The organism is Lactobacillus sp. M0403 (genome assembly GCF_016101265.1).
GTDB lineage: Bacteria > Bacillota > Bacilli > Lactobacillales > Lactobacillaceae > Lactobacillus > Lactobacillus apis.
This window is the reverse complement of record NZ_JACFQV010000002.1, coordinates 399,075-424,456: the sequence shown is the minus strand read 5'-3', so window position 1 is coordinate 424,456 and position 25,382 is coordinate 399,075. Positions and strand designations below refer to the sequence as shown.

At 36.2% G+C, this 25,382-nt stretch carries 25 protein-coding genes; 23 read left to right on the top strand and 2 right to left on the bottom strand.

The features are described 5' to 3' along the window. Window positions 1-31: 31 nt before the first annotated feature. The 8 genes from H3T48_RS04540 to holA all read left to right on the top strand — a co-directional run bounded on the left by H3T48_RS04540 (window position 32) and on the right by holA (window position 7,646). Entirely contained in the window at window positions 32-1,225 is a 1,194-nt protein-coding gene (locus tag H3T48_RS04540) for an FtsW/RodA/SpoVE family cell cycle protein (RefSeq protein WP_122035040.1), read from the top strand. Then, entirely contained in the window at window positions 1,209-1,553 is a 345-nt protein-coding gene (locus tag H3T48_RS04535) for a YlbG family protein (RefSeq protein WP_122035042.1), read from the top strand. Before H3T48_RS04540 ends, H3T48_RS04535 begins: the two co-directional genes overlap by 17 nt. After that, window positions 1,550-2,104, top strand: a complete 555-nt coding sequence (rsmD, locus tag H3T48_RS04530; RefSeq protein WP_187157878.1) for a 16S rRNA (guanine(966)-N(2))-methyltransferase RsmD — start codon at window positions 1,550-1,552, stop codon at window positions 2,102-2,104. The genes H3T48_RS04535 and rsmD overlap by 4 nt, the downstream gene beginning before the upstream one ends. Next, on the top strand, window positions 2,101-2,595 hold the full coding sequence (gene coaD, locus H3T48_RS04525; protein WP_198188663.1) for a pantetheine-phosphate adenylyltransferase: 495 nt from the start codon (window positions 2,101-2,103) through the stop codon (window positions 2,593-2,595). Before rsmD ends, coaD begins: the two co-directional genes overlap by 4 nt. Continuing rightward, complete coding sequence (locus tag H3T48_RS04520) at window positions 2,585-3,628, top strand: SepM family pheromone-processing serine protease (RefSeq protein ID WP_198188662.1); 1,044 nt, start codon at window positions 2,585-2,587, stop codon at window positions 3,626-3,628. The genes coaD and H3T48_RS04520 overlap by 11 nt, the downstream gene beginning before the upstream one ends. A gap of 64 nt (window positions 3,629-3,692) precedes the next feature. Beyond that, window positions 3,693-4,406 (top strand): helix-hairpin-helix domain-containing protein, encoded by a 714-nt coding sequence (locus H3T48_RS04515; protein ID WP_198188661.1) that lies wholly within the window; start codon window positions 3,693-3,695, stop codon window positions 4,404-4,406. Then, complete coding sequence (locus H3T48_RS04510; protein WP_198188660.1) at window positions 4,375-6,663, top strand: DNA internalization-related competence protein ComEC/Rec2; 2,289 nt, start codon at window positions 4,375-4,377, stop codon at window positions 6,661-6,663. Before H3T48_RS04515 ends, H3T48_RS04510 begins: the two co-directional genes overlap by 32 nt. Further along, window positions 6,660-7,646 (top strand): DNA polymerase III subunit delta, encoded by a 987-nt coding sequence (gene holA / locus H3T48_RS04505; RefSeq protein WP_198188659.1) that lies wholly within the window; start codon window positions 6,660-6,662, stop codon window positions 7,644-7,646. The genes H3T48_RS04510 and holA overlap by 4 nt, the downstream gene beginning before the upstream one ends. A 70-nt stretch (window positions 7,647-7,716) precedes the next feature. Here holA and rpsT read toward each other — a convergent pair whose 3' ends face one another. Beyond that, window positions 7,717-7,968: a 30S ribosomal protein S20 gene (rpsT, locus tag H3T48_RS04500; RefSeq protein ID WP_046306779.1), complete on the bottom strand. Its 252-nt coding sequence runs from the start codon at window positions 7,966-7,968 to the stop codon at window positions 7,717-7,719. A gap of 199 nt (window positions 7,969-8,167) precedes the next feature. Here rpsT and rpsO point away from each other — a divergent pair, with 199 nt between their 5' ends. The 7 genes from rpsO to yihA all read left to right on the top strand — a co-directional run bounded on the left by rpsO (window position 8,168) and on the right by yihA (window position 16,036). Beyond that, on the top strand, window positions 8,168-8,437 hold the full coding sequence (gene rpsO / locus H3T48_RS04495) for a 30S ribosomal protein S15 (protein ID WP_046306781.1): 270 nt from the start codon (window positions 8,168-8,170) through the stop codon (window positions 8,435-8,437). 165 nt (window positions 8,438-8,602) lie between these two features. Continuing rightward, complete coding sequence (locus H3T48_RS04490) at window positions 8,603-10,387, top strand: ribonuclease J (RefSeq protein WP_187157884.1); 1,785 nt, start codon at window positions 8,603-8,605, stop codon at window positions 10,385-10,387. 1 nt (window position 10,388) lies between these two features. Beyond that, window positions 10,389-11,222 (top strand): tetratricopeptide repeat protein, encoded by an 834-nt coding sequence (locus H3T48_RS04485; protein WP_198188658.1) that lies wholly within the window; start codon window positions 10,389-10,391, stop codon window positions 11,220-11,222. A gap of 184 nt (window positions 11,223-11,406) precedes the next feature. After that, complete coding sequence (tuf, locus tag H3T48_RS04480; protein ID WP_122035059.1) at window positions 11,407-12,597, top strand: elongation factor Tu; 1,191 nt, start codon at window positions 11,407-11,409, stop codon at window positions 12,595-12,597. Window positions 12,598-12,740: 143 nt separating this feature from the next. Then, window positions 12,741-14,063, top strand: coding sequence for a trigger factor (gene tig, locus H3T48_RS04475; protein ID WP_122035061.1), 1,323 nt, complete (start codon window positions 12,741-12,743; stop codon window positions 14,061-14,063). A 127-nt stretch (window positions 14,064-14,190) separates the two neighbouring features. Beyond that, entirely contained in the window at window positions 14,191-15,462 is a 1,272-nt protein-coding gene (clpX, locus tag H3T48_RS04470; RefSeq protein WP_187157886.1) for an ATP-dependent Clp protease ATP-binding subunit ClpX, read from the top strand. Further along, a complete protein-coding gene (gene yihA, locus H3T48_RS04465) occupies window positions 15,452-16,036 on the top strand; it encodes a ribosome biogenesis GTP-binding protein YihA/YsxC (RefSeq protein WP_046306791.1) in 585 nt (194 codons plus the stop codon). Before clpX ends, yihA begins: the two co-directional genes overlap by 11 nt. 23 nt (window positions 16,037-16,059) lie before the next feature. Here yihA and H3T48_RS08905 read toward each other — a convergent pair whose 3' ends face one another. Beyond that, window positions 16,060-16,182 (bottom strand): SPJ_0845 family protein, encoded by a 123-nt coding sequence (locus H3T48_RS08905; protein ID WP_255409602.1) that lies wholly within the window; start codon window positions 16,180-16,182, stop codon window positions 16,060-16,062. A gap of 178 nt (window positions 16,183-16,360) precedes the next feature. Between H3T48_RS08905 and uvrC the strand changes: the two genes are divergently transcribed. The 8 genes from uvrC (at window position 16,361) to H3T48_RS04425 (ending at window position 25,381) form a co-directional block, all read left to right on the top strand. Continuing rightward, window positions 16,361-18,163, top strand: a complete 1,803-nt coding sequence (gene uvrC / locus H3T48_RS04460) for an excinuclease ABC subunit UvrC (RefSeq protein ID WP_198188657.1) — start codon at window positions 16,361-16,363, stop codon at window positions 18,161-18,163. Between the two features lie 75 nt (window positions 18,164-18,238). Beyond that, window positions 18,239-19,543, top strand: coding sequence for a GTPase ObgE (obgE, locus tag H3T48_RS04455; protein WP_198188656.1), 1,305 nt, complete (start codon window positions 18,239-18,241; stop codon window positions 19,541-19,543). Between the two features lie 22 nt (window positions 19,544-19,565). Beyond that, window positions 19,566-21,485, top strand: a complete 1,920-nt coding sequence (locus tag H3T48_RS04450) for an acyltransferase family protein (RefSeq protein WP_198188655.1) — start codon at window positions 19,566-19,568, stop codon at window positions 21,483-21,485. A gap of 12 nt (window positions 21,486-21,497) precedes the next feature. Continuing rightward, window positions 21,498-22,439, top strand: a complete 942-nt coding sequence (rnz, locus tag H3T48_RS04445; RefSeq protein ID WP_046306797.1) for a ribonuclease Z — start codon at window positions 21,498-21,500, stop codon at window positions 22,437-22,439. Further along, window positions 22,432-23,226 carry an SDR family oxidoreductase gene (locus tag H3T48_RS04440; RefSeq protein ID WP_109715444.1) on the top strand — a complete coding sequence of 265 codons (795 nt, stop codon included), beginning with the start codon at window positions 22,432-22,434 and terminating at the stop codon, window positions 23,224-23,226. The genes rnz and H3T48_RS04440 overlap by 8 nt, the downstream gene beginning before the upstream one ends. Before the next feature lie 8 nt (window positions 23,227-23,234). After that, on the top strand, window positions 23,235-23,456 hold the full coding sequence (locus H3T48_RS04435; protein WP_046306800.1) for a lipopolysaccharide assembly protein LapA domain-containing protein: 222 nt from the start codon (window positions 23,235-23,237) through the stop codon (window positions 23,454-23,456). 114 nt (window positions 23,457-23,570) lie between these two features. Beyond that, entirely contained in the window at window positions 23,571-23,762 is a 192-nt protein-coding gene (rpmF, locus tag H3T48_RS04430) for a 50S ribosomal protein L32 (RefSeq protein ID WP_046306801.1), read from the top strand. Between the two features lie 71 nt (window positions 23,763-23,833). Then, complete coding sequence (locus tag H3T48_RS04425; RefSeq protein WP_198188654.1) at window positions 23,834-25,381, top strand: bifunctional UDP-sugar hydrolase/5'-nucleotidase; 1,548 nt, start codon at window positions 23,834-23,836, stop codon at window positions 25,379-25,381. Window position 25,382: the final 1 nt, after the last annotated feature.

Here is a 25,382-nt window from a genome sequence, read left to right as displayed (position 1 = left end):
ATATATTTTTTTCGTAAGAGGAGGGCTACTTTTGCGACGGAAACTTCAACATTTGGACTACAAAATTCTATTGCCATATTTATTACTGGTTTTCTTTGGCATAATTATGGTTTATTCGGCTAGTTCAGATATCTTGCTCGTAAATGGTTTTAAGCCAGCGACATATGGGATTAGGCAAGCAATATATGCGGTGGTAGCTTTCTTTGGTTTTGCTACATTGGCGTTCTTTTTGCGGTTAGAACTTTTTAAGCGAACTAAGTTTGTTGCTTGGTTTCTCGGAATTAGTATGTTTTTGCTGTTTTACCTAATTGTTTTAAAGGTATTTAAGGGTTCTGACGCTGCAGTTAATGGGGCGGTTGGCTGGATTGATTTAAAAGTTATCCGTATTCAGCCATTGGAAATTGCCAAATTAGCATTGGTAATATATTTAGCGTACTATTTAGACCGTCATGATGGTTCTTTCCGTCAAGGGAATATTGTTAATAATTTGATTAGACCAGCGGTTTTATCTGGGGTAATGATGCTATTGGTAATTGTTGAACCAGATTTAGGTGGTACTGCCATTTTAGCCACAATTGTAATCATTATGTTTTCTCTATCAGGTGTGCCTGCCAAGAACGCACTACTCTGTTTAATTGGAATTGGAATTGGTGTTTTCTTCTTAGTTTTCTTAATTGTTAAGTGGAATCCGGACTTTTTACAATCCAGTTATCAATATCAACGACTCATGTCATTTTTACATCCCTTTGAGCTAGAGCAAAAAGGTGGTGCCCAGTTAGTTAATTCATATTATGCGATTCATAATGGTGGTTTGTTTGGTGTTGGCTTAGGTAATAGTATGCAAAAAAGAGGCTATTTACCAGAACCATACACGGACTTTATCTTAGCGATTGCTGCTGAAGAAATTGGGGTAATTGGTGCATTACTAGTTTTAGGACTACTTTTCTATTTGATGTGGAGCATTATGGAAGTGGGTCTTCACGCTAGCACGCAATTTAATGCCTTGGTTTGTTTTGGCGTAACGACAATTATCTTTACTGAAACTCTGTTTAATGTTGGTGCAGTTTTGGGACTATTACCAATTACAGGTGTTACTTTGCCCTTTATTTCATACGGTGGTTCATCACTAATTGTCTTATCAGCTTCAATTGGATTAGTTTTAAATATTGCTGCAAATGAACGTATTAAGAAAGAAGAGGAGTTGGCTGATGAGTATCAATCATGATTTGGCAAATACTTCCTTAACTAAGAGACAAGGACTAATTGTTTATCTTAATTCTATTAACAGTCAGTTTAAGCTTAGGCGTTACGGTGACATCGTGTATTTTTCTAAGAAAAATGCATATTGTGTCTTATACGTTGACCAAAAAGAAGCTGACAAAACGATAAACGCTATTAAACAGTTGGATTTTGTCAAGGATGTACAAAAATCTAGTGATGATGAAATTGACTTGTCAAGTAAGCATATTGAAGAGCAAATTACTGAACTTGCTGCTGAAGCAGAAAAAAAGTTACTTGATGAGCAGGAACAGAATACGGACTACTTATTATGAGAATTATTTCTGGAAAGTATGCTAAGCGCAACTTGTATACACTAAAAAGTCAAAAAACTAGGCCAACCAGTGATAAGGTTAAAGAATCTTTGTTTAATAGCCTAGGACAATTTTTTGAAGGTGGAGAAGTATTAGACTTGTATGGGGGAAGTGGTGCCCTTGCAATCGAGGCTGTTTCAAGAGGCTGTAGTCATGCAACAATTATTGATATTAATTACCAAGCTGTGGAAATTATCCGAAAGAATGTTGCTTTAACTAAAGAAGAAAATTGTTTTTCTGTTTACAAAATGTCAAGCAATGTTGCATTAACCAAACTTGCCAAAGATGAAAAGAAATTTGATTTAGTTTTCTTAGATCCGCCATATGCCAAACAAAAAATTGCTTCTGATATGAAGAAAATGGACAGTTTAAATTTGTTAACAGATAATGCAGTTATCGTAGCAGAGACAGACGATGAAACTAATCTTGGCGAAATAGAAGGTTTTGAGCTAACGAAAACTCACCATTTAGGTAAAACAATCGTTCGTTTTTATCGAAAGGAAAAAAGATGAGTATTGCACTTTTTCCAGGTAGTTTTGACCCAATTACTAATGGACACATTGATGTAATTCAGCAGGCTGCTAGAATCTTTGATCAGGTTTTTGTAGTGGTAATGGACAATACCTCTAAGCACTATTTATTTAGTGCAGATGAACGGGTAGAATTTATTAAAAGTGCAGTTAAAAATATTGCTAATGTTGAGGTTCAAAAAAGACCACAAGCATTAACTGTCGATGTGGCACACGAAATTGGTGCAACAGCTATTGTTCGCGGAGTGCGGAACAGCGAGGATTTCACTTACGAGCAACAAATTGCAGCAATGAATAAGAAGTTAGCGAATGATCTTGAAACTGTATTATTGTTTACTTCGCCGCAAAATAGCTTTGTGGCATCTAGTATTATTAAAGAGGTAGCTCAATTTGGCGGTGATATTAGTTCATTTATGCCAATAGAAGCTGCAATTGCTTTAAAGAAAAAATTGGTAAAGATTAATGAACGATAAAACTAAAGATAAAGGTAAGAAAAAAGGTCATAAATGGCTCTTCTTTTTCTTAGCTGTTGCCGCAATTGTAGTAGGCTTAAGCTGGCCAACTAATTATTATCTTGAAATGCCTGGCGAGGCATTTCAAGTTAGTCAATTTATCAGAAGTGGTAAAAAAGCACCTGATAATTATTATTTAGTGACAGTTAGCGAAACCCAACGTCCAGCTTCAGTGCTGCGGTATTTGTTAAGTTATACTAGAAAATACGAAACGAGAATTTCAAGAGAAGAACTGCTGGGGGATGCAACAAGTAGTCAGTATGAGGAATTGCAGAATTGGTACATGGAAACCAGTCAGCAAAATGCTATCTATTATGCAGCAAAGAAGGCAGGCTTAAAACCAAAACTGAATTACGAAGGCGTTTATGTCATGCAAGTTCAGAAGCACTCTAGTTTTAAGGAAAAACTGCAAATCGGTGATACTGTTCTGGGCGCAAACGGCCATCGTTTCAAATCAACAGAAGAAATGCTTTCATATTTTCAGAAAAAGAAAATTGGCGCTAAGGTTAAAATTAACGTTTTAAGAAATAATAACCCACTAACTTTTTCAGGAAAAATTGTTAAAGTTGAGGGTACTAATAAACCAGGAATTGGAATTCAGTTAGTTGAACATGTCAAAGTCACGACAAAACCAGAGTTAAAAATAGATGCTGGTGCAATTGGGGGGCCTTCAGCAGGATTAATGTTTACACTAACGAGCTATGAAACTTTCAAGCAACAGGATTTGGCTAAGGGACATAAAATTGCCGGAACGGGAACTATCTCTCCTAAAGGAAAAGTTGGAGCAATCGGTGGTGTTGACAAAAAAGTAGTCGCAGCCGACAGAGCCGGAGCAGAAGTTTTCTTTGCGCCGACAGATACGTCTCAATTGAAAAAAGCTGATAGTAACTATCAAGTTGCTAAAAGAACGGCGAAGCAAATAAAAACGAAGATGAAGATTGTCCCAGTAGCTACCTTTGAAGATGCTTTACATTATTTGCAAAAACACTACTAAAAAAAGTAAAAAGTTCAGAAGAAATTCTGAACTTTTTTCGTACTTAAACTTAGGAGGTGAAAATATGGATTGGGCAAAAGTTAAGGAATTCATAATTGAGCATAAACAGTATTTTGTTATCGGAATAGGGATTTTGCTTGTTTTGCTTTGGTTAATTGGTCATTCTGGAAATGAACAATCTAATGATTCTGATTTTGCCATAAAGCAAACAGAGACTGATGAGCAAGAAGGAACTGAAATAAAAGAAGAAACACAAATTGCTAATAAAGAGGTAGAGAAGAAAGTAAAAGAGCCTAAAGAAGTTACTTGTGATATTTCTGGTGCAATTGAAAATCCAGGTGTTTATACATTGAAGTATGGTGCTCGCTTAAATGAATTGATTGCGGCAGCAGGTGGACTGACAAGTAAGGCTCAAATTGAAAAAGTTAACCGTGCATTAATTCTTCGTGACCAGGACAAAGTTCATATTCCATATCATGGAGAAAAGTTAAAGGAAAACGAAATTGTTTCTTCTGTTAATGGTAGTACTAATTCAGGAGAACTAGATAATTCTTCCCAGAGTGAAAGTTCCAACCAAGCTTCAGGAGTAAAAGTAAATATCAATACGGCAAACACTGCAGATTTGCAAAAGTTATCTGGAATAGGCGCTAAAAAAGCTGAACAGATTATTGCGTACCGGCAAAAAAATGGAAATTTTAAAAGCATTGAGGATTTGAAACAAGTTTCTGGGATAGGAGATAAGACTTTTGAGGCACTTCGAAGTCAACTGGAAGTCTAAAATTCTGACACCAGGTTTTTTATTGCTAGTTTCTTTATTATTAGCAGACATAAATTTTGGTCTTTCACAGTCTATTACGCCTCTTCAATGGCTATTTTGCTTGGTAATTGCGATTTATTTGGTATTTCTTTTGTTTCATAAACACCGACAAACAAGTTGTTTAGTTTTTTTAGTGCTATTTGTTGCACTTATCAGTTTTGCTATTAATCAGAACCAACAAAATTTTTCGCTCAAAAATAGTTCTGTGGTTACCATATACCCAGATCAAATCAAAGTGTCTGGAAACCGAATGTTTGGCCAAGGGAAAGCAGATGGAAAGTCAGTACTAGTTTCAACAAAAATTAGCCAAATGCAGAAAAAAGAACTACTTTCTGGGTACTCACTTTATCTTTCGCATTTACAAGGAGAGGTTAAAGAAATCGAGCCTGCTACAAATTATGGACAATTTGATGCAAAAAAATATTATCTGAGCAAAAACATTAAACAAAAGATTGAACTGGAGAATTGTATAATCATAAATAAAAAGCAACATTTTAGGGATGTTGCTCATCATGTTCGCTTTTGCTTGCAAAAGTATTTTGCGCAAATGCCACCGATTTTGTCCTTTTTCAGTAGCGAATTAGTTCTTGGCGAAAGTCCAAGCCAAGCGGACCAATCGATTTTATCTAATTACCGTGACCTTGGCGTAATTCACTTGTTAAGTATTTCCGGTCTTCACGTTGGTATCTATACCTTAGTAATTAGTGCAATTTGTTATTATCTGAAATTAACCGAACAAGAAACATTTGCAATTTGTTTATTCATTCTATTAATTGGTATTTTCTTAAGTAATGGTCAAGCTGGCTTTATTCGAGCCAGTCTAACTTATGTACTTGATCAGATTTTTAAATTCCAGAAGCAAAAAATTACTCATTTTGATTTATTAGGACTCACTTATACAATTCACTTAATAATTAATCCGTGTTTGATGCTCAATGTGGGAGCCATTTTAAGTTATGTCTTGGCTCTAGGTTTAGAATTAACAACTAAATTAACCTCATTTAAACAGTCATTTGCCTTAAATTGTTTACTAACGCCATTACTACTTTTTCATTTTTTTCAATTTAATTTGTTGACCGTTTTTTTCAATTTGGTAGTAGTACCATATTTTAATTGGCTAGTTATGCCAATTGTCTTTTTGAACTTAGCTACTTTTAAATTATGTCCTGAAATTTCCTGGTGGTTTGAAAATGTTTTAATGACATGTGAAAAGTTAATAGCTCAAGTATCCGCTTCTAAACTGGGACTATTAACATTTGGTAAGATCAACTGGTGGCAATGTGTGATGTTAACTATATTTACGGCTATTTTGCTGGTTTTTGTAAATGAGCAAAAATCCACGAAAAAAAGCAGGTTAAAAGTAATTGGTGGCATTGCGGCTTTGTACGTGATGATCTTTTCCTCAATTCACTTTCCCTTAACAGGTCAGGTTACATTGATTGATGTAGGTCAGGGCGATAGTATTTTGATTTCTACACCTTTTCCAAGGCGTGTTTATTTAATTGATGTTGGTGGGAAATTAAATTTTAGTGGCCAAAAAGCGACGCCTCAGGTTAATAAAATTACTATTCCTTTTTTGAAAGCACTGGGAATCAGTAAAATTGATGGTGTTTTTGTAACGCATCAGGATTTTGATCACGTCGGAGATTTAAGACCCTTGCTCGAACAAGTTCACGTTCAAAAACTGTATACGGCAGCAGGATTAATTCATAATCCGTCTTTTATAAAAAGAATAGTGGGACAAATTAAGCGAGATCAAGTTGTAGAACTATTAGCTGGTCAGAAAGTAGCTGAGCCACAAATTACATTTAATGTTGTTTATCCTTTTAAGCCTGGCCCAGGTAAAAATGAAGATTCACTATCTTTGACATTTGTTGTGAAGAGTAAAAGATGGCTTTTTACTGGTGATTTAGGCCAAGAAGGTGAAAAAGAAATAATGAACAAGTTTAATATTCAAGCTGACTATTTCAAACTAGGACACCATGGTAGTCGCACTTCTTCAAATCCTGATTTTTTAAAAGCTTTAAGGCCAAAATTAGTTTTTATTTCAGCTGGTCGAAATAATCGTTTTGGGCACCCGCATAAGGAAACGCTTGATACTTTAAGCAATCAACACATTCCATGGGTTTCGACGCAGGACTGTGGTATGATTACTTGGACATATGGCTATTTTTCTAGGCCAAAATTCAAACGTTTTGTAGTGGTGAATCAAAAATGACTTTACTTTCTTTGTTTAAAAATTCAAATAATAGCAATGCGCAAACCTTAATTTTGGGTTCAGATAGTTTTTTGAATGATTATATTGCGCGCTCATACATATATGAAGAATCATTTCAAGAACTAGAGAAAGTATCCGTTGATTGTGAAAGCGATAGTCTAGATGATTTGATCGCTGAATTAACAGAATCAAGTCTTTTTAGCCAGCAAAAGATAATAACTATCAAAAATCCGTTTTTTTTAACTGCTAAAGTTCCGCAAAAAGCAAAAAAGCAACTTGATCAGTTGCAGCAAATTTTTGATCATGTTGATCAGCTCGACAACAAACTAGTAATAGTAGCATCGTATGAAAAGCTTGATCGGCGAAAGAAGCTGACAAAAACAATTTTGAAGAAGTTTAATGTCGTAGATACTGAAGTTAAAAGTTATGAAGTTAAAAAGGTAACTAAGGCACTAATTAGTGCTGAAGGATATCAGATTACAGAGATGGCTTTGCAGCTTTTACTTGAAAGAAGTGATCAGGTTCTTGATACTGTACTGAGCAATTTTAATAAATTAAAGATGGCTGCCACTGAGAATAAAATTGATGAGACACTAATTCGTAAAAACGTTGACTTATCATTTGCCCAAAATGTTTTTGCAGTTTTAGAAGCAGCTTTAAAGCATAATTATCGAGAAGCGATTGCAAGATTAGATAACCAATTGAGAGAGGGTAGTAATCCGATTCAATTACTTGCAGTCTTTGAAAACCAGTTAGAATTAATTTTAGTTGCAAAGACATTGCACGAGCGCGGCAGAAATGAAACTGAAATTGTTAAAGAACTAGGGGTTCACCCTTATCGAGTAAAGCTAGCTCTTAATAATAAAATTTCGACTAATAAACTGGCGAGCTTGTTAGAGCAGGCAATCAAGCTAGATTATAACTATAAAAATGGGCAATATCGGGAAAACAATTTCTTAAAGTTATTTGTTTTGAGCGTATGAGGTAATATAAATTGGGCAAAGAAAAAAGCAAGGATTGAATAATCCTTGCTTTTTAGTTTTTGAATTCAAATTATTTAGCTAACTTAGCTAAGCGACTCTTATCACGGCTAGCCTTGTTTTTATGAATAAGACCCTTAGAAGCGGCCTTGTCCAATGCGCGGGCAGCAGCAACATGTAATTCGGAGGCGTTTTCAGCACCAGCAGCTTGGGCAGTCTTGAACTTCTTAACAGCAGTTCTTAATTCTGTCATTTGAGCGGCTCTGCGCTTTCTAGCAGCATCTTGAGTTTTAACACGCTTAATAGCTGATTTGATTTGTGGCATAACATTCACCTCCATTGATCGTAATTTTACTTAGTAAATTATACTGAAGAATAGTTGTAGATGCAAGACAATTTATACTTGCTTTTTAAAAAAATAATCTGTATTATACTATTGTTGTGAACCGTTAACGCTGTTTGCTCGCTCACACCTGACGGTTAACGTTGTTAACGGCAATTTTTTTATTGAAAGGTGAATAATTATGGCAATTTCAAAAGCAGAAAAAGATGAAATCATTAAGCAATTTGCTACTCATGAAGGTGACACAGGTTCAACTGAAGTACAAGTTGCTATTTTAACTAAAGACATCAACAACTTGACTGAACACATGAGACAACATTCTCATGACCACCACTCATATGTTGGTTTACTTAAGAAGATTGGTCACCGTCGTAACTTGCTTCGTTACTTACAAGATAACGATATTAATCGTTACCGTGAATTAATCAAGAAGTTAGGTTTACGTCGTTAATTTCTAAACTTAGATTTAAAAAAGTCAGTTCTATTAAAGAACTGGCTTTTTGTTTTTGCCATAAGTGCTTTTTATGCTAGAATAAAAAAAGATACTTTTTACGTTGTGATCTTACGATCCATAAATAAACAACTTAATAACAATTATTATAGAAAAGGAAATAAAATGGCTGATCAAGTTAAGATAATGATTTTGAGCGGTGTTCGTGAACAAGGAAAGGACATGTTTGCTGTTCAAGTTAATGATGAAATTTTTGTTCTTGATGCTGGATTAAAATACCCTGATAGTTCTTTATATGGAATTGATTTGGTTATTCCGGATCTCGACTTCTTTGAAAAATATGGTGACCAAGTTGTTGGTATTTTTCTAACTCATGGACACGCTGATTCAATTGGGGCCTTGCCATATATTTTGCGTCAATATGATATACCTGTATTTGGGTCTCGGTTAACGATTGAACTGGCTAAAATTACAGTTAAAAGAGAGAATAAGCGAATTAAAAACAGTTTGTTCCATGTAATAGATGCTGAAACTGAAATTGAATTTAAAAACGCGAATATTTCATTCTTCCACACGACGCACTCAATTCCTGACTCGCTCGGGATTGACGTGCACACTCCAGCTGGAGAAGTAGTTTATACTGGTGACTTTAAGTTTGACCCTTCTGCAGCGCCAAAATATCGAACTGATTTAGATCGGTTGGCAGAAATTTCACAGAAGAAAGTTTTGGCACTTTTAAGTGACTCTTCTAATGCAGAAGCATCACTACCTAACGTTTCTGAACAAGAAATAGGTGAATATGTGACCAATGTCTTTCGTAATGCCACTGGTCGGGTAATTGTAGCCGCTAAAGCTTCTAATTTAATCAGAATTCAAGAAGTTTTAAATGCTGCGCATGAAACAGGCCGGAAGGTACTATTAACTGGACGTGATGTAGCAAAAATAGTTCGTACAGCAATGGACTTAGGCTATCTTTATGTTCCTAAAAATCTGTTAATGCGTGTCAAAGATCTGAGCACTACACCAGATAACAAGGTGGTAATTCTTGAAACTGGGCAAATGGGTGAGCCATTAAATTCTTTGCAAAAAATGGCTAAAAAACGTCACAGTATGATTACGATTCATGAAAATGACCTAGTTTTCATTGCAACAACACCATCTCATTCTGTTGAAACAGTAGTTGCGCAGACTAGTGATCTTGTTTATCGAGCAGGCGGAACCGTAATTGAGCTTGGTAGGGCTAAGCATACAAGCGGTCATGCAACTGGACGTGATTTGCAAATGCTAATTGATATTCTAAAACCACAATTTGTTATTCCAGTAATCGGTGAATATCGCTTGTTGGAAGTTCATCGCGACCTTGCAATAAGAGCAGGAATTAAGAAAGAAAATGTTTTGATTACCAGAAATGGTGATTGTTTGGATTACGATTTTAAACAAAAGAAGTTTAATTTAACTGATCCTGTTCCAGGCGAAGATATAATGATTGATGGTTCAGGCATCGGTGATGTCGGCAATATCGTCCTGCGTGACCGAGAAATTTTGTCAGATGATGGTATTTTTATTGCCGTTGTTACAATTGATCGTCGTAAGAAAAAAATCATTGCACAACCACAAGTTACTAGTCGTGGCTTCGTTTACATCAAAGCCAATCATCAATTGATGAATGATTGTATTGAATTAATTAAAAAGACTATAAATAATAACTTTGAGCATAAGAAGTTTGATTGGACTGAAATAAAGCAGGATGTTAGAAACGATTTAGAGAAGTTCTTATATAAGAAAACTAATCGTCGTCCTGTAGTATTACCAGTGGTCATGGAAGTAAACCAGAATAGACATCGTGCGATGCAAAAGCGTTCGGGCAAAGATGCGACTACTGGAAAAAATAATGAGCATCATTCCGTTGACGTGAAAAAATCTGGTAAGAAAATAGTTAAGAAAGACTAGTATGACAACTTTAAGCCAAAAAAATTTACTAACTTTAGCACAAGAAAATGAAGCAAACGGTAAATTAGATTTAGCAATTCAAAATGTTGAAGAAGCTCTGCGAATTGGCAGTAACAAGGAAATTGTTCTTCGCTTATGCGACTTATATTTAAAAGCCGATCAAGCATATTCTGCGTATAGCTTAATCAAAGAGGAAAAAGATCTCTTTTCAGATGATGAGATCTTTTTTGCTTATTCTAGGGTTTTGCAAGCCAATCACTTTTTAATTGAAGCACTCGAGATTAAAAATTTGAGTAAGGGCGAAAAAGAAGTTGAAGTCTTACCAGCTTCGATTTCTGAGCAGCAAGCAACAATGGAGAAATTTCGTCTTAGTAAAAATCCAACTAAGTATGAATATGACCAACTTTTTACATTGGATTTAATTAACTTTACGAATTTTGCACAGAGTCTATTATTAGACCCCAGCTTAAGTTTTGCTGTGCGTCTAGTATTATGTGAAGATCTCTTTCGCTTGGGGATTAATGAATCTTTTGATGTTTTGGTGCTAGGCAAAAGAGAAAAGTTTATTCCTAACCAGATTAATTTGCTAGAGAAGGATCCAGTTTATCGTGAAGTAGTTTCGGCAATCGGATCAAGATATTATCACCGTCCGAGTCAGCTTCCAGCTGTCTTAGGCGAAGTCAATTTGATCTTAGGTAGTTTGTATCCCAAACTATCTAAATACGTCGAAGAACCAGATAGTTTTGCGAGTGACATTGCATCATACATTGATTTTCAAGATGGTCGAAGTCACCATGATTTATTCAGACAAATTGACCATGATTTGCCAAAATAATTTAGATAAAAGGCCTTTACATTTTTTTCCTATTTAGTATAATATCAAAGGACGTTTTCATTAGGCATGGCTCTATGCATTAAAATACTAGGCATTTGCCAATGAAAGTAGTACAATATTCAACAGAGAACTATCCGTTACTTACTCAACGGACTTCTTGCAAATTTACAGGAGGGTCATTTTAATGGCAGAAAAAGAACATTACGTTAGAACAAAGCCACACGTAAACATTGGTACTATCGGTCACGTTGACCATGGTAAGACCACTTTAACAGCGGCTATTACTAAAGTTTTATCAGAAAAGGGCTTAGCAAAGGCTGAAGACTATTCAGACATCGATGCAGCTCCAGAAGAAAAAGAACGTGGTATTACTATCAATACCGCTCACGTAGAGTACGAAACTGAAAAGCGTCACTACGCTCACATGGATGCTCCAGGTCACGCTGACTACATCAAGAACATGATCACTGGTGCCGCACAAATGGATGGTGCCATCTTAGTTGTTGCTGCAACTGATGGTCCTATGCCTCAAACTCGTGAACACATTTTGCTTGCTCGTCAAGTTGGTGTTAACTACATCGTTGTTTTCTTAAACAAGACTGATTTAGTTGACGATCCAGAATTGGTTGACTTAGTTGAAATGGAAGTTCGTGACTTGTTAACTGAATACGATTACCCTGGTGATGATATTCCAGTTATCCGTGGTTCAGCTTTGAAAGCTTTACAAGGCGACAAGGAACAAGAAGAAGTTATCATGAAGTTAATGGACACTGTTGATGAATACATTCCAACTCCAGAACGTCAAACTGATAAGCCTTTCTTGATGCCTGTTGAAGATGTCTTCACTATCACTGGTCGTGGTACTGTTGCTTCAGGTCGTATCGATCGTGGTACTGTTAAAGTCGGCGACGAAGTTGAAATCGTTGGTTTAGTTCAAGAAGTTCTTAAATCAGTTGTTACTGGTTTGGAAATGTTCCACAAGACTTTGGACTCAGGTGAAGCCGGCGATAACGTTGGTGTATTGCTTCGTGGTATCGACCGTGACCAAATCGTTCGTGGACAAGTTTTAGCCGCACCTGGCTCAATTCAAACTCACCGCGAATTCAAGGGTCAAGTTTATGTCTTGAAGAAGGAAGAAGGCGGACGTCACACTCCATTCTTCTCAGACTACCGTCCACAATTCTATTTCCACACTACTGATATTACTGGTGAAATCGAATTGCCAGAGGGTACTGAAATGGTTATGCCTGGTGATAACACAGAATTTACTGTTAAGTTAATCAAACCAGCTGCCATTGAAAAAGGTACTAAGTTCACTATCCGTGAAGGTGGTCGTACTGTTGGTGCTGGTCAGGTTACTGATATCCTCGACTAGTTCGTAATAAAACAGTTTAAAAAGATGTACTTCTTCATAGAAGTGCATCTTTTTTTGCCTAAATTTGTTTTTTGCGTGCGTTTAATGTAAGATAATTTAGTATGCAAGATGCAGTTAAACTTGACATTGGAGGTATTTAATTAATGTCTGTAAAATGGAATAAAACTGGTAAAACTACCGGTGAACTTACTTTTGATATTTCTCAAGCTGAAGTAAAGCTTGGGTTAGATCAAGCATTCAGAAGAATAAAAAAGAATTTGCGTGTTCCCGGCTTTAGAAAAGGTCACGTTTCACGGGTAATCTTTGATCAATACTATGGTGAAGAAGCTTTATATGAAGAAGCATTAAACATGGTTTTACCTAACGCATATGCTGCTGCTATTAAAGAAGCTGGTATTTCTGCAGTAGGTCAACCTCAAGTTGTTCCAGATTCAATGGAAAAGGGCAAAGACTGGACAATGAAGGCCACTGTAACTGTTGAACCTGAAGTTAAATTAGGTGATTACAAGGGCATTGAAGTACCTAAGCAAAACACTCGTGTTTATGCTAAGGATGTTGACGCTCAACTTGATGCAGAACGTGAAAAGAATGCAGAACTTGTACTTAAGAAGAGTGCTGCTGCCAAGGGTGATACAGTAACTATTGATTACAAGGGTACTGTTGATGACAAGGCATTTGATGGTGGTTCTGCAGATGACTATGCACTAGAATTAGGCTCAAATACCTTTATTCCTGGCTTTGAAGATCAATTAATTGGTCACAAAGCTGGTGACGAAGTTGATGTTGTAGTTACTTTCCCAGAAGACTACGGTGCTAAAGATTTAGCTGGTAAAGAAGCTCACTTTGCAACTAAAATTCACGAAGTTAAGTCAAAACAACTACCTAAACTTGATGATGAATTTGCAAAAGACGTTGATGATTCAGTTGAAACTCTTGATGAATTAAAAGAAAAGATCAAGAAAGACTTAAAGGCTAAGAAAGAAGAAGCTGCAAACGATGCAATTGAGCAAGCAGCTATCGAAGGCGCCGTTAAGAACGCTACAATTGACGAAATTCCAGATGCAATGATTCAAGAAGACGTTAATACTCAAATGAACCAATATCTTGGTAACATGCAACGTCAAGGTATTAGTCCAGAAACTTATTTCAAGTTGACTAATACAACTGAAGATCAATTACGTGCTCAATTTAGTAAAGACGCTGCTGAGAGAGTTAAGACTAACTTAGTTCTAGAAGCAATTGTTAAGGCTGAAGATATCAAAGCATCTAAGGAAGAAATTGATAAAGAAATCAAGGATCTTGCTGGCGAATACAACATGGATGAAAAGACAGTCCGTAACACTTTGACTGATGATATGCTTTCACACGATATTGATGTTCGTAAGGCAATCGATTTAGTAACTGATAATGCAAAACAAGTTGCTAAGTCTAAGAATAAGAAAGATGAAACTAAATCTGAAAAATAGTCGGATTTAATTTCTAGATAAAAAGGTAGTTGTTAAAACTGCCTTTTTATTTATCTACAAGCAAATTTTTTATGCAATTTTCTTGATTTATGATACCCTTAAGCTTGTAGATATTAGGAGGAATAGAATGGCATCACAGTTTACTGATCAGGATGAAATTAGATGTTCTTTTTGTGATAAAACACAAGATCAAGTTAAGAAAATGATTGCTGGCAATGGAGTTTATATTTGTAATGAGTGTGTTGATTTATCCAAAAAAATTATTGACGATGAATTAAAATCAGATTCACTCAAAAAAGCCAAAGACTTACCTAAGCCAATGGAGATTAAGCAACAGCTTGATCAATATGTTATTGGCCAAGATCAGGCAAAAAAGGTACTGTCAGTGGCCGTTTATAACCATTACAAACGTATAAGTCAAATGGATATTGACTCTTCAACTGAATTACAAAAATCAAATATTGCTTTAATTGGGCCAACTGGTTCAGGAAAAACCTATTTGGCACAAACTTTAGCTCGTATTCTCGACGTTCCATTTGCAATTGCTGATGCAACAACTTTAACTGAAGCTGGTTATGTCGGAGAAGATGTTGAGAATATTTTATTAAAGCTTTTACAAAACGCTGATTACGACATAGAACGTGCTGAACGAGGAATTGTTTATATCGATGAGATAGACAAGATTTCCAAAAAATCTGAAAATGTCTCAATTACTCGTGATGTTTCCGGCGAAGGAGTACAGCAATCATTACTAAAAATTCTTGAGGGTACCATTGCTTCAGTTCCACCTCAAGGGGGAAGAAAGCACCCACAACAAGAGTTGATTCAAATTGATACCACCAATATTTTGTTTATCGTTGGTGGTGCGTTTGATGGAATTGAACAAATCGTTAAAAACCGTATGGGTAAAAAAATTATCGGGTTTAGTGCAGAAAATGAACTGAACAAAACAAAAGATGATTCATGGACACAGCATTTAACTACAGGTGATTTGGTTAAATTTGGTATGATTCCAGAATTTATCGGTCGTATTCCAATCATTGCGACGCTTGATAAACTTAGCAGCAAAGACTTGGTAAGAATTTTAACAGAACCTAAGAATGCGCTGGTAAAACAATACAAGAAATTGCTTTCGCTTGATCAAGTTGATTTGGAATTCACTGATAGTGCTCTTAAAGCAATTGCAGATTTAGCAATCGAACGTAACATGGGTGCACGTGGTTTGAGAACAATCATTGAAAATGCAATGATGGGCATAATGTACAAAACACCAAGTGAACCTGATATTGAAAAGGTTGAAGTTACTAAAGAAGTTATTACTGATCAAGCAAAGCCAAATGTAATTCGGCGAAATGCTGATGAAGATAGTGAAGAAATTAAGGCCGCAAATGATAATTAAAACGAGCGACTATGCAATCAGTGCTGTAAAAGAAGAACAATATCCTAAGGATCAACTTCCTGAAATAGCTTTGGCAGGTAGATCAAATGTGGGTAAATCAAGTTTGATTAACTCATTATTAGGAAGAAAAAACCTTGCTAGAACTTCATCGCAACCTGGTAAGACGCAGACATTAAATTTTTATATTATTAATGAAGAATTTTATTTAGTCGATGTTCCTGGCTATGGTTATGCGAAGGTTTCTCAAGTAAAACGGCAACAATTTGGTGAAATGATTCAAGATTATCTTGAAACTAGAGAAAATTTAAAAGGCTTAATCCTATTAACTGACTCACGCCATGAGCCGACTAAAGATGACATTGCGATGTATAATTATTCGCTCTATCTTAATTTACCAATTTTGGTTGTTTGTACTAAAATTGATAAGGTAAAGAAAAACCAAGAAAATAAAGTACTATCCAATTTAAAGAAGCACCTTGATTTGGCACATGACAATGTTACTGTTCTAACATATAGTTCAGTTAAGAAAACGCATGTCAAAGAAGTATGGGACTGGATAGAAGAAAAGCTTTAAAAAAATGACTCTCATCTTGAGAGTCATTTTTTCTTCTTCTTATCGTCTTTATCTTTAGTAAGCTTTTTCTTTTTGTCTTTTGGAACTGTTGCAAATTTATCAAATAACTTTTCCAGTTCATCCTGTTTTTTATATGTTAGGCCCATGGCTTTTTTCCTTTCATTTTTGATAATTATAATTGAAAAAGCTGTGACAAGCTAGTATAAAAAATAGCATAGGTAAGTTTAAGAGTAAAAATAGGCAGTAAGAATAAAAGCTGACAGAATCACTAGTTCGTATTTTGTGTTAAAATTGATACAGCAAATTTAGAGAAGGGGTGGTTTTTTGGCGTCCGAATTAATTGAAAACAAGTTAAAACTTCTTCCTGCTAAACCTGGTTGCTATTTGATGAAGGATATCAACGGGAAAGTAATTTATGTTGGAAAGTCAAAAAATCTTAAGAATCGAGTACGTTCATATTTTAAGAGCACCCAAGTTGGTCGAAGGGCTGAATTAGTTAATGAAATTAGGGATTATGATATTATTACCGTTTCAACTGATAAAGAAGCCTTTCTTCTAGAAGTGACTTTAATCAAAAAGTATCAACCGTACTATAACGTTCAGTTGAAGCAGGGTACAGGTTATCCTTACATTGAAATTACCAATGAACGGAATCCGCAGACTAAACTAACTAGTATCATTAGAAAAGATGGCGGCTATTATTTTGGTCCATATCCCAATGTTTATGCTGCTCAGGCAACTCTGAAATTTATTCAAAAGGTTTTTCCTCTAAGAAGGTGTAACGGTAAACAAAAGCGACCTTGCTTGTACTATCACATGGGGCAATGCCTGGGAGCATGTTTTAAGACAGTTCCTAAATCTGAATATGATGCCCAAATCAAAAAAATCAAAAGCTTTTTGAACGGGGATATTGCTTCAGTGAAACAAGAGTTAAATCAAAGAATGGAAGAGGCGTCGCAAAACCTTGAGTTTGAGCGAGCAGCTGATATTCGTGATCAACTCAAATATATTGAAGAAACAGTCGAAAAGCAGAAAATCATTTCTAACGATAATACTCAACGCGATATTTTTAATTTTTACGTTGATAAATCATGGATTTCAGTTCAAGTGTTTTTCTTACGCCAGGCAAAATTGCTTAGAAGAGAAACAAGAATGTATCCTTTGACGGATACTGGTGATCCTGAAGACGCTTTTGCATCAGTTATTGTTCAGTTTTATGGTCAAAAAAATCGAGTTCTTCCTAAGGAAGTTCTTGTACCTGAAGGAATTGATAATGAAGCCTTAAGCGAAGTATTAAAAGTCCCTGTAAGAACACCAAAAAGAGGGCAAAAACGAGCACTCTTAAAGATGGCTAAAGAGAATGCTAAGCTGAAACTCGATGATAAATTTCGTTTGCTGGAACTAGGAAATAGAAAAACTAAAGGTGCGCAAAAAGAAATTTTTGATGCACTTGGCTTACCGTATGGCCATGTAATCGAAAGCTTTGACCACTCTCATATCCAAGGAACAGATCCTGTTTCTGCTTTAGTCGTTTTTAAAGATGGAGAACCAGACAAAAATTCTTATCGAAAGTATAAGTTAAAGGGAGAAGTTGAACATCAAAATGGTGGCGATGAAGTTCGCAATACCAGAGAAGTTGTGCGTCGAAGATATGGAAGACTTTTACGTGAGCATAAAGCGATGCCTGACTTAATTTTAATGGATGGTGGTCAAATCCAAGTAGATGCTTGTCAAGACGTTTTACGTAATGAACTGAACCTTAATATCCCTGTAGCAGGAATGGTTAAAGATGATAAGCATAGAACCAATCATCTATTGTATGGTGATCCGATTAACGGCGTGCCAATGAAACTGATTCCACTAGATCCAAAATCACAAGGATTTTATTTGATGACTAGGATTCAGGATGAAGTTCACCGCTTTGCAATTACATTCCATCGGCGGACACATGCGAAAAATGCTTTATCGAGTAAATTAGACTCAATTAAAGGAATTGGTCCGAAGAGTAGAAACAAGCTATTGCGTCATTTTGGCTCAATTAAGAAAATTAAAGAAGCATCAATTGATGAGTTGCGCGAAGTAGGTTTGACACTCCCGCAAGCACAAACAGTAAAATTAACGCTATAGCAATTAAATTACCACGAAAGAGCTGCTTTTTTGTGGTATAGTAGTAAAGTTAGAGAAGACGGAAGGAGAATTAGCATGCCTACATTTGTCGATCAGACTAAGATTGAAGTTCAAGCCGGTAAAGGCGGGGATGGTATGGTTGCTTTCCGCCATGAAAAATACGTTCCTAATGGCGGACCCGCTGGTGGAGACGGTGGCCGTGGTGGAAGCATTATTTTTGTTGCAGATAGCGGCTTAAGAACATTGATGGATTTTCGTTACCGGCGCAAATTTAAAGCTGAAAGCGGTGAAAATGGCCGTATCAAATCACAATACGGTCGCGGTGCAAAGGACTTATATTTGCGCGTCCCGATTGGAACAACGGTATATGATTTTGATACTAATGAAGAAATTGGCGATTTAACTGAAAACAAGCAGGAATTAGTTGTTGCACGTGGAGGCCGTGGAGGTCGTGGAAATATTCACTTTGCTACAAGTGTCAACACTGCACCTGAGATTGCCGAAAATGGTGAGCCTGGTGAAGACCGTGTCTTGCGTTTAGAGCTAAAGGTTCTGGCAGACGTTGGCTTAGTTGGCTTTCCATCAGTTGGTAAATCAACTTTACTTTCTGTTGTTACCAAAGCCAAACCAAAGATTGCTTCATATTCATTTACCACATTAACTCCTAATTTAGGGATGGTCATCTTACCAGATGGTCGAGACTTTTCAATGGCTGACTTGCCTGGATTAATTGAAGGTGCAAGTCAAGGTGTTGGATTGGGAATTCAGTTTTTACGACACATAGAGCGAACAAAAGTTATTTTACACTTAGTATCAATGGATCCTGAAAATGGTCGTGATGCACTTGAGGATTATCAAAAAATCCGTAAGGAATTGTTGCTCTATGACGAAGAACTTAAAAACAAAAAAGAGCTAATTGTAGCAACACAATTGGATATTCCTGGTTCTGAAGAAAAATTGGCTGAATTTAAGGAAGACTTGAGAGAAGCAGGCATTACGGAGCCGGTATATGCAATATCTAGCGTTACGCATCAGGGAGTTGATGTCTTAATGCAGGATACAGCTTCATTAGTTGAAAAAGTTGAAAAAGAAAAAGCCCAAGAAGAACCAAAAGCTGTTCAAAAAGTTAAGGAATATCGTTATAGTTCACCTAAAAAGAATGAATTTACAGTTATCAAACTTGAAGATCATGTTTTTGAAATTAAGGGTGAAAGTTTAGAGAATTTAGTTAAACGTACAAATCTTGATTATCAAGACGGTGTTGTCCGTTTGGCTCGTAAATTGAAAAACCTTGGTGTGGATGAAGCATTACGTGAAAAAGGAGCCGTTGACGGCGACGATGTAATAATTGGCACATTTAATTTTGAATTTGTGCAATAATTAAAAATAGAAAAGTAGAAAAATGGCAAAAAATCGGTTTATTACGGGATATTCTGGACTCAGAGCGTTAGCAGTTATCGGTGTGATTTTATATCACCTGGATCCTAATACTTTTATTGGAGGCTATCTTGGAGTGCCGATTTTTTTCGTTTTAACAGGTTATTTGGTTACATGTCAGATACTTAAATCTTATGATGAGGAAGGATACTTTGACGCTAAGAGATTCTATCTAGGTAGGTTAAAGAAGCTATATCCATCTTTAATTGCTGTTTTATGGCTAGCTGCTGCTTATATTATTTTATTTCAACGAAATTTATTAACGAAATTAAATCAAATTGTTATTGCTAATCTATTAAATGTCTATAATTTCTGGCAAATTTTTAACGGGCAGAGTTATTTTGAGCGTTTTGCGACAAATGAATCTCCCTTCACGCATTTATGGACAATGTCAATTAACGGACAGTTCTATATTTTATGGCCACTAGTGATTTTTTTACTCGTAAAATACGGTAAAAAAAGGAAGAGAATCTTTAAAATTCTTTTTGGTATGTCCATCCTTTCCGCGTTGGAAATGGCAATAATGTATAAAACCGGCGTTGATCTTAATCGGATATATTATGGGACTGATACACGCTTCTTTTCACTTGGTCTAGGTGCCGCGTTTGCAGTTATTTGGCCAATGGACAGAATGAAATCTCGAATTGAGCAAATAGATACGACATTACTTGATATTGTAGGTGCGATATCGCTAGTTACGATGCTCTTTCTTTTCTTTGGTCCAACAATGAATCCAGAAAAGGGCTTCCCATATTATGGCGGCATGTTACTGTTCACTGTTTTTACTGTTATTTTGGTTGGCGTCATTGCTCATCCGGGAAGCCATTGGAATAGCTGGCTGACTAATCCAATTTTTAATTGGTTGGGCTCTAGGAGTTATGGTATTTACCTGTATCAATTTCCAATTATGATCTTTTTTGAAGATAAGGTCACTAATATGGCCGATCATGTAGTGTTATACCGACTAATTGAGCTATTATTAATTTTAGTATTCAGTGAAGTTTCATATCGTATTATTGAAAAGCCACTGGGGAAGATTACTTGGGCTAAATGTAAAGCTTTCTTTTCCAGATTACGTGACTTGGATGCCAAAAACAATTTTCTTAGAATAAGAACAGCTTTAATTGGCTTAGTTTTTATCGTTGGTAGTATTGCAATGCTTGTTTCGCCAACGGTTAAGGCGGAAGACTTTAATAAATCCCAACTTGCCTTAAGAATCAGTGCAAATCGAAAGCAACAAAACAAAGATAATAAAGCTTTGATTGCAAAAATGAAAAAGGCAAAAAAGAAGGATGAAAAAAAGAGCAAGCTGATAGCTCAAGCGAAGCGAAGCGCTAAAAAACATCCTGTAAATCGCTCCTATACAAAATATGGGATTAGCCAAGTTGACCTACAGCTGGGACAAAAAGTGCGCCTTACTGCAATAGGTGATTCGGTCATGGCCGGTTCGAGTAATGACTTAACTAAGTTAATGCCTAAGGCAATTATTGACGCGGCTATTTCACGTCAGCTAAATGTTGCTTTTGGATTGGTTAGTCAATATAAAGCCCAACATGCACTTGCTGACAATGTGCTAATTGGTTTAGGCACAAATGGGCCATTTGCCATATCTGATTTAGAGCAGTTGATGAAAGAAGTTGGTCCAAAGCGACATGTTTTTTGGATAAATACGCACGTACCAAATAAACCATGGCAAAATCAAGTAAATAAATTACTGGCACATGCGGCGAAACGTTATCACAATCTTACAATTATTGACTGGTATGATTTTTCTAAAAATAAAACCAACTGGTTTTACGAAGATTTGACTCATCCAACACCAATAGGATCAAAGTACTACAGTGCTTTAATCGTCAAAACGATCACAAAAAACGCCAAATATTAGAACGAGGGACATATGGAATTAGAATTTTTAGGAACGGGTGCAGGGCAGCCATCTAAGCAGCGCAATGTTTCGAGTATTGCACTTAAAATGTTAGATGAAATTAACGAAATTTGGTTATTTGATGTTGGAGAAGCAACACAGCATCAAATTTTACGTACAAATATTAGATTACGAAAAGTGACCAAAATTTTTATTTCTCATAATCATGGTGATCATATTTTTGGGTTACCTGGTTTGCTTGCAACCAGATCGTTTCAAGGGGATGTTGGTCCGATAACTATTTATGGTCCTCCAGGACTAGAACAGTTTGTTCGCACTGCACTTAAAATTTCGCGTACAAAAATATCCTATCCAATCAAGTTTGTTCAACTTGAAGAGGGTGGTCTAATATTCCAAGGCCAAGGATTTAAAGTATATGCAGAAAAACTTGCGCATCGTGTTCCAAGCTTTGGGTACCGTGTAGTCGAAGATAACCATCAAGGTGAGTTGCTAATGAGTAAGTTAACGCAATATAATATTCCTAATGGACCATTACTTGGTAAACTTAAAAATGGTGAAAAAGTGACCTTAGACGATGGTACAATATTGGATGGAAATGATTTCTTAGGACCAAGTAAGCCAGGTAGAATAATTACAATTATTTACGATACTCGTTCTACGCCGACAATTGCAAAGCTTGCTAAGGATGCTGATGTATTGGTCCATGAATCAACTTTTGCTGGTCATGAAGCCGACTTAGCGCACTCATATTTTCATTCAACGGCGGTTGAAGCAGCTAAAATTGCGCGCGATAATGGAGTAAAAAGCTTATATTTGGATCATATTTCAGCCAGATATTTAGGGGCAAAAGCCAGAAAATTAGTAAACCAAGCCGAAAAAATTTTCCCTAATACTAAATTAGCGAATGATTTTGACCGGGTAATAATTCCAATGGAGGGTGAGCAGAATGAGTGACTCATTAAGAAATAAGGTCGTGGTTGTTACTGGAGCATCCAGTGGCATTGGCCATTCAATTGCTTTAGAAAGTGCGGGACGCGGTGCGACCGTAATTTTGATAGCACGAAACAAGGAAAAGCTGGAAAAGGTGGCGGCTGAGGCACATGAACTATCTGGTGCACCAACGTACAGCTTTGTTACTGACATGAGTGAAAGTGAGCAAATTGATGCTACTTTCAAGGACATTGTTAAAGTAACTAAACATGTTGATTACTTAGTTAACTGTGCCGGCTTTGGTAAATTTGAAAATTTTGTTGAAATGGATCGCCGTGAAGTTACTGCAATGTTCCAAGTTAACGTTTTGGGCTTGATGTACTTTACTAGACTAATCGGAAGACTAATGATGGACCAAAAGACCGGTCAAATCATTAATTTTGGTTCAATGGCTGGTAAGGTTCCAACTGTAAAATCAGCTGCTTATAGTGCCTCAAAAGCTGCAGTAATTCAATTTTCAAATGTCTTGCGTCTAGAACTAAAGCCATTCGGTGTTAAAGTAATGACGGTCAATCCAGGACCCGTTTACACGAATTTCTTTAATATTGCTGATAAAAGTGGTGAATATGTTAAAAACGTTGAAAGATACATTCTTGATCCTGATGATGTTGCTTGGCAAGTGGTTCACTTCTTTGGTAGCAATAAGCGTGAATTAAATATTCCGCTTAGTTTGGCCACTTTAGCTAAGCTTTATAATCTATTTCCATCAATTGGGGATAAATTATCCCTTAAGTTTGCCTCAAGAAAGTAGTGCGATAAATGAAAAATAAGACAAGACAAATAAAATTGATCTTAATCTTGATCCTTACTCTTTTAGCAGTGATTTTTGTCGTACTTAATACCAAAAATGTTGCAATTAATTTCGGCTTGTTTAATGTTAAGGTACCACTAATTATTATTTTGGTGCTAATGATTATTATAGGTGTCTTAATTGGCTGGTTTTTTGGAGCAAATGGGCATAAAAGGGACAAGAATAACTAATATATCTTGATTTATTTAAGATACAATAGTATCATTAACAAACGTGAAGTGTTTTAGGCACTGTTTTATTAGTGACCTAAAAACGTAATTCTACAATAAAGGAGATCAAATAAAATGGCAGTTCCTAAGAGACATACTTCTAAGCAAAAGAAACGTTCACGTCGTGGCCATATCAAGTTAGCTGTTCCAGCAATGCATTATGATGCAACTACTGGTGAATACCGTTTGAGCCACCGCGTTTCACCTAAAGGTTATTACAAGGGTCGTCAAGTTGTTAGTGAAACTAACGCAAGCGACAACAACTAATTTAAAGACACCTCAATTAAGGGTGTCTTTTTTTTACCTAAAATTTGTTCACGTAGATAGGATTAGACAAGATGGAACTAGTTTTCTTAAGTTCAAGTGATTTACATGGTTATATATTACCGACAGACTATCAAAGTCCCAAAGATTGCAATGCACCTTTTGGATTAAGTAGGGTTAGTAGCGTCATCAAGCGTGAGCAAGAGACGTATGGAAAGGATAATGTTGTCATCATTGATTCCGGCGATTTCCTGCAGGGCTCGCCATTAGCCTCATTTGCCCAGTCAACTAAAAATATTGAGCAGGTAAAAGAATTTCTTTCTTTGTATAATGCAATCGATTATGATGCACGGTGCTTGGGCAACCACGACTTCAATTACGGACTTGATTACTTAAACGATTGCATTAATAACAGTAGAGCGCCATTTGTAAATGACAATGTTTTGGATGAAAAAACCGGTCAACCTGCTTTTGGAAAAGACTATTTAATCGTCAATAAAAATGGGATAAGGGTAGGATTAATTGGTGCTACCACTAAAAAAGTTCCTTCATGGGAACCTGCGGAACATGTCGCGGGGCTTAGATTTGCCTCTGCATTTGCTCAAACAAAGTATTATGCGCAAATTCTACGCCCACAAGTAGATGTTTTAGCCGTAATTTATCATGGTGGCTTTGAAGCTGATCCCGAAAGTGGTATGCAAACTGAACCAGCAACAGGGGAAAACGAAGGCTACAAAATGCTGGCTGAAATTCCAGAAATTGATGTTTTCCTGACAGGGCATCAGCACAAAAAGATGAGTGCGGTAGTTAATAACACAGCAATTGTACAGCCAGGATATCGCGGTGAAGCCGTCGGAAAAGTGGTATTAGAGATTGACGAACAGACTAAAAAAATCATCTCTAAAAAGGCAATGTTGATTGATACTGCAGAAGCCACTCCTGATTCAGAAATTATTAATCTTTCTACGGATTTAAACAAAAATACACAAAAATGGCTGGATCAGCCGATAGCAAAGTTAAGCCAGTCAGCACCAATTGAAGATGCAAATAAAGCGCGGATTGAGGGATCACCGTTTGTTAACTTGTTACAGCAAATGCAACTTTATTTTACTGGAGCAGATGTTTCAGCCACTGCAGTGATGAGTGAAACGGCGAAAGGCTTTAAACAAGAAGTAACAATGCGTGACATTTTGCTAAACTATCCGTATTCCAATTTGTTATGCAAAGTAAAAATTTTAGGCTCTGAACTACGAGCAATTGTTGAACATAGTTTATCTTTTTTAAAAAAAGATGATCTAGGAAAAATTAGTTTTGCACCTGAATATCAAGATTTATTATTTAACTTTGACGTTTTTTATCCAATTGACTATGAAGCTGATCTTAGTAGAGAAGTAGGCCAGCGCTTAACCAAATTTGAGCTAAAAGGCAGAGCAATTGAGCCAGAAAAGAGCTACTACTTAGCAGTTAACAATTATCGGGCAATGGGTGGCGGCTTTTATCCATGTTATAGTCAGGATAAAATTGAGGAAACACTTGATAAAGATTATGTCCAAATGTTTCAAGAATTTTTAACTCAAGCAAAGATACCAGTTGATCCAAGAAAAAATTATAAATTTTATTAAA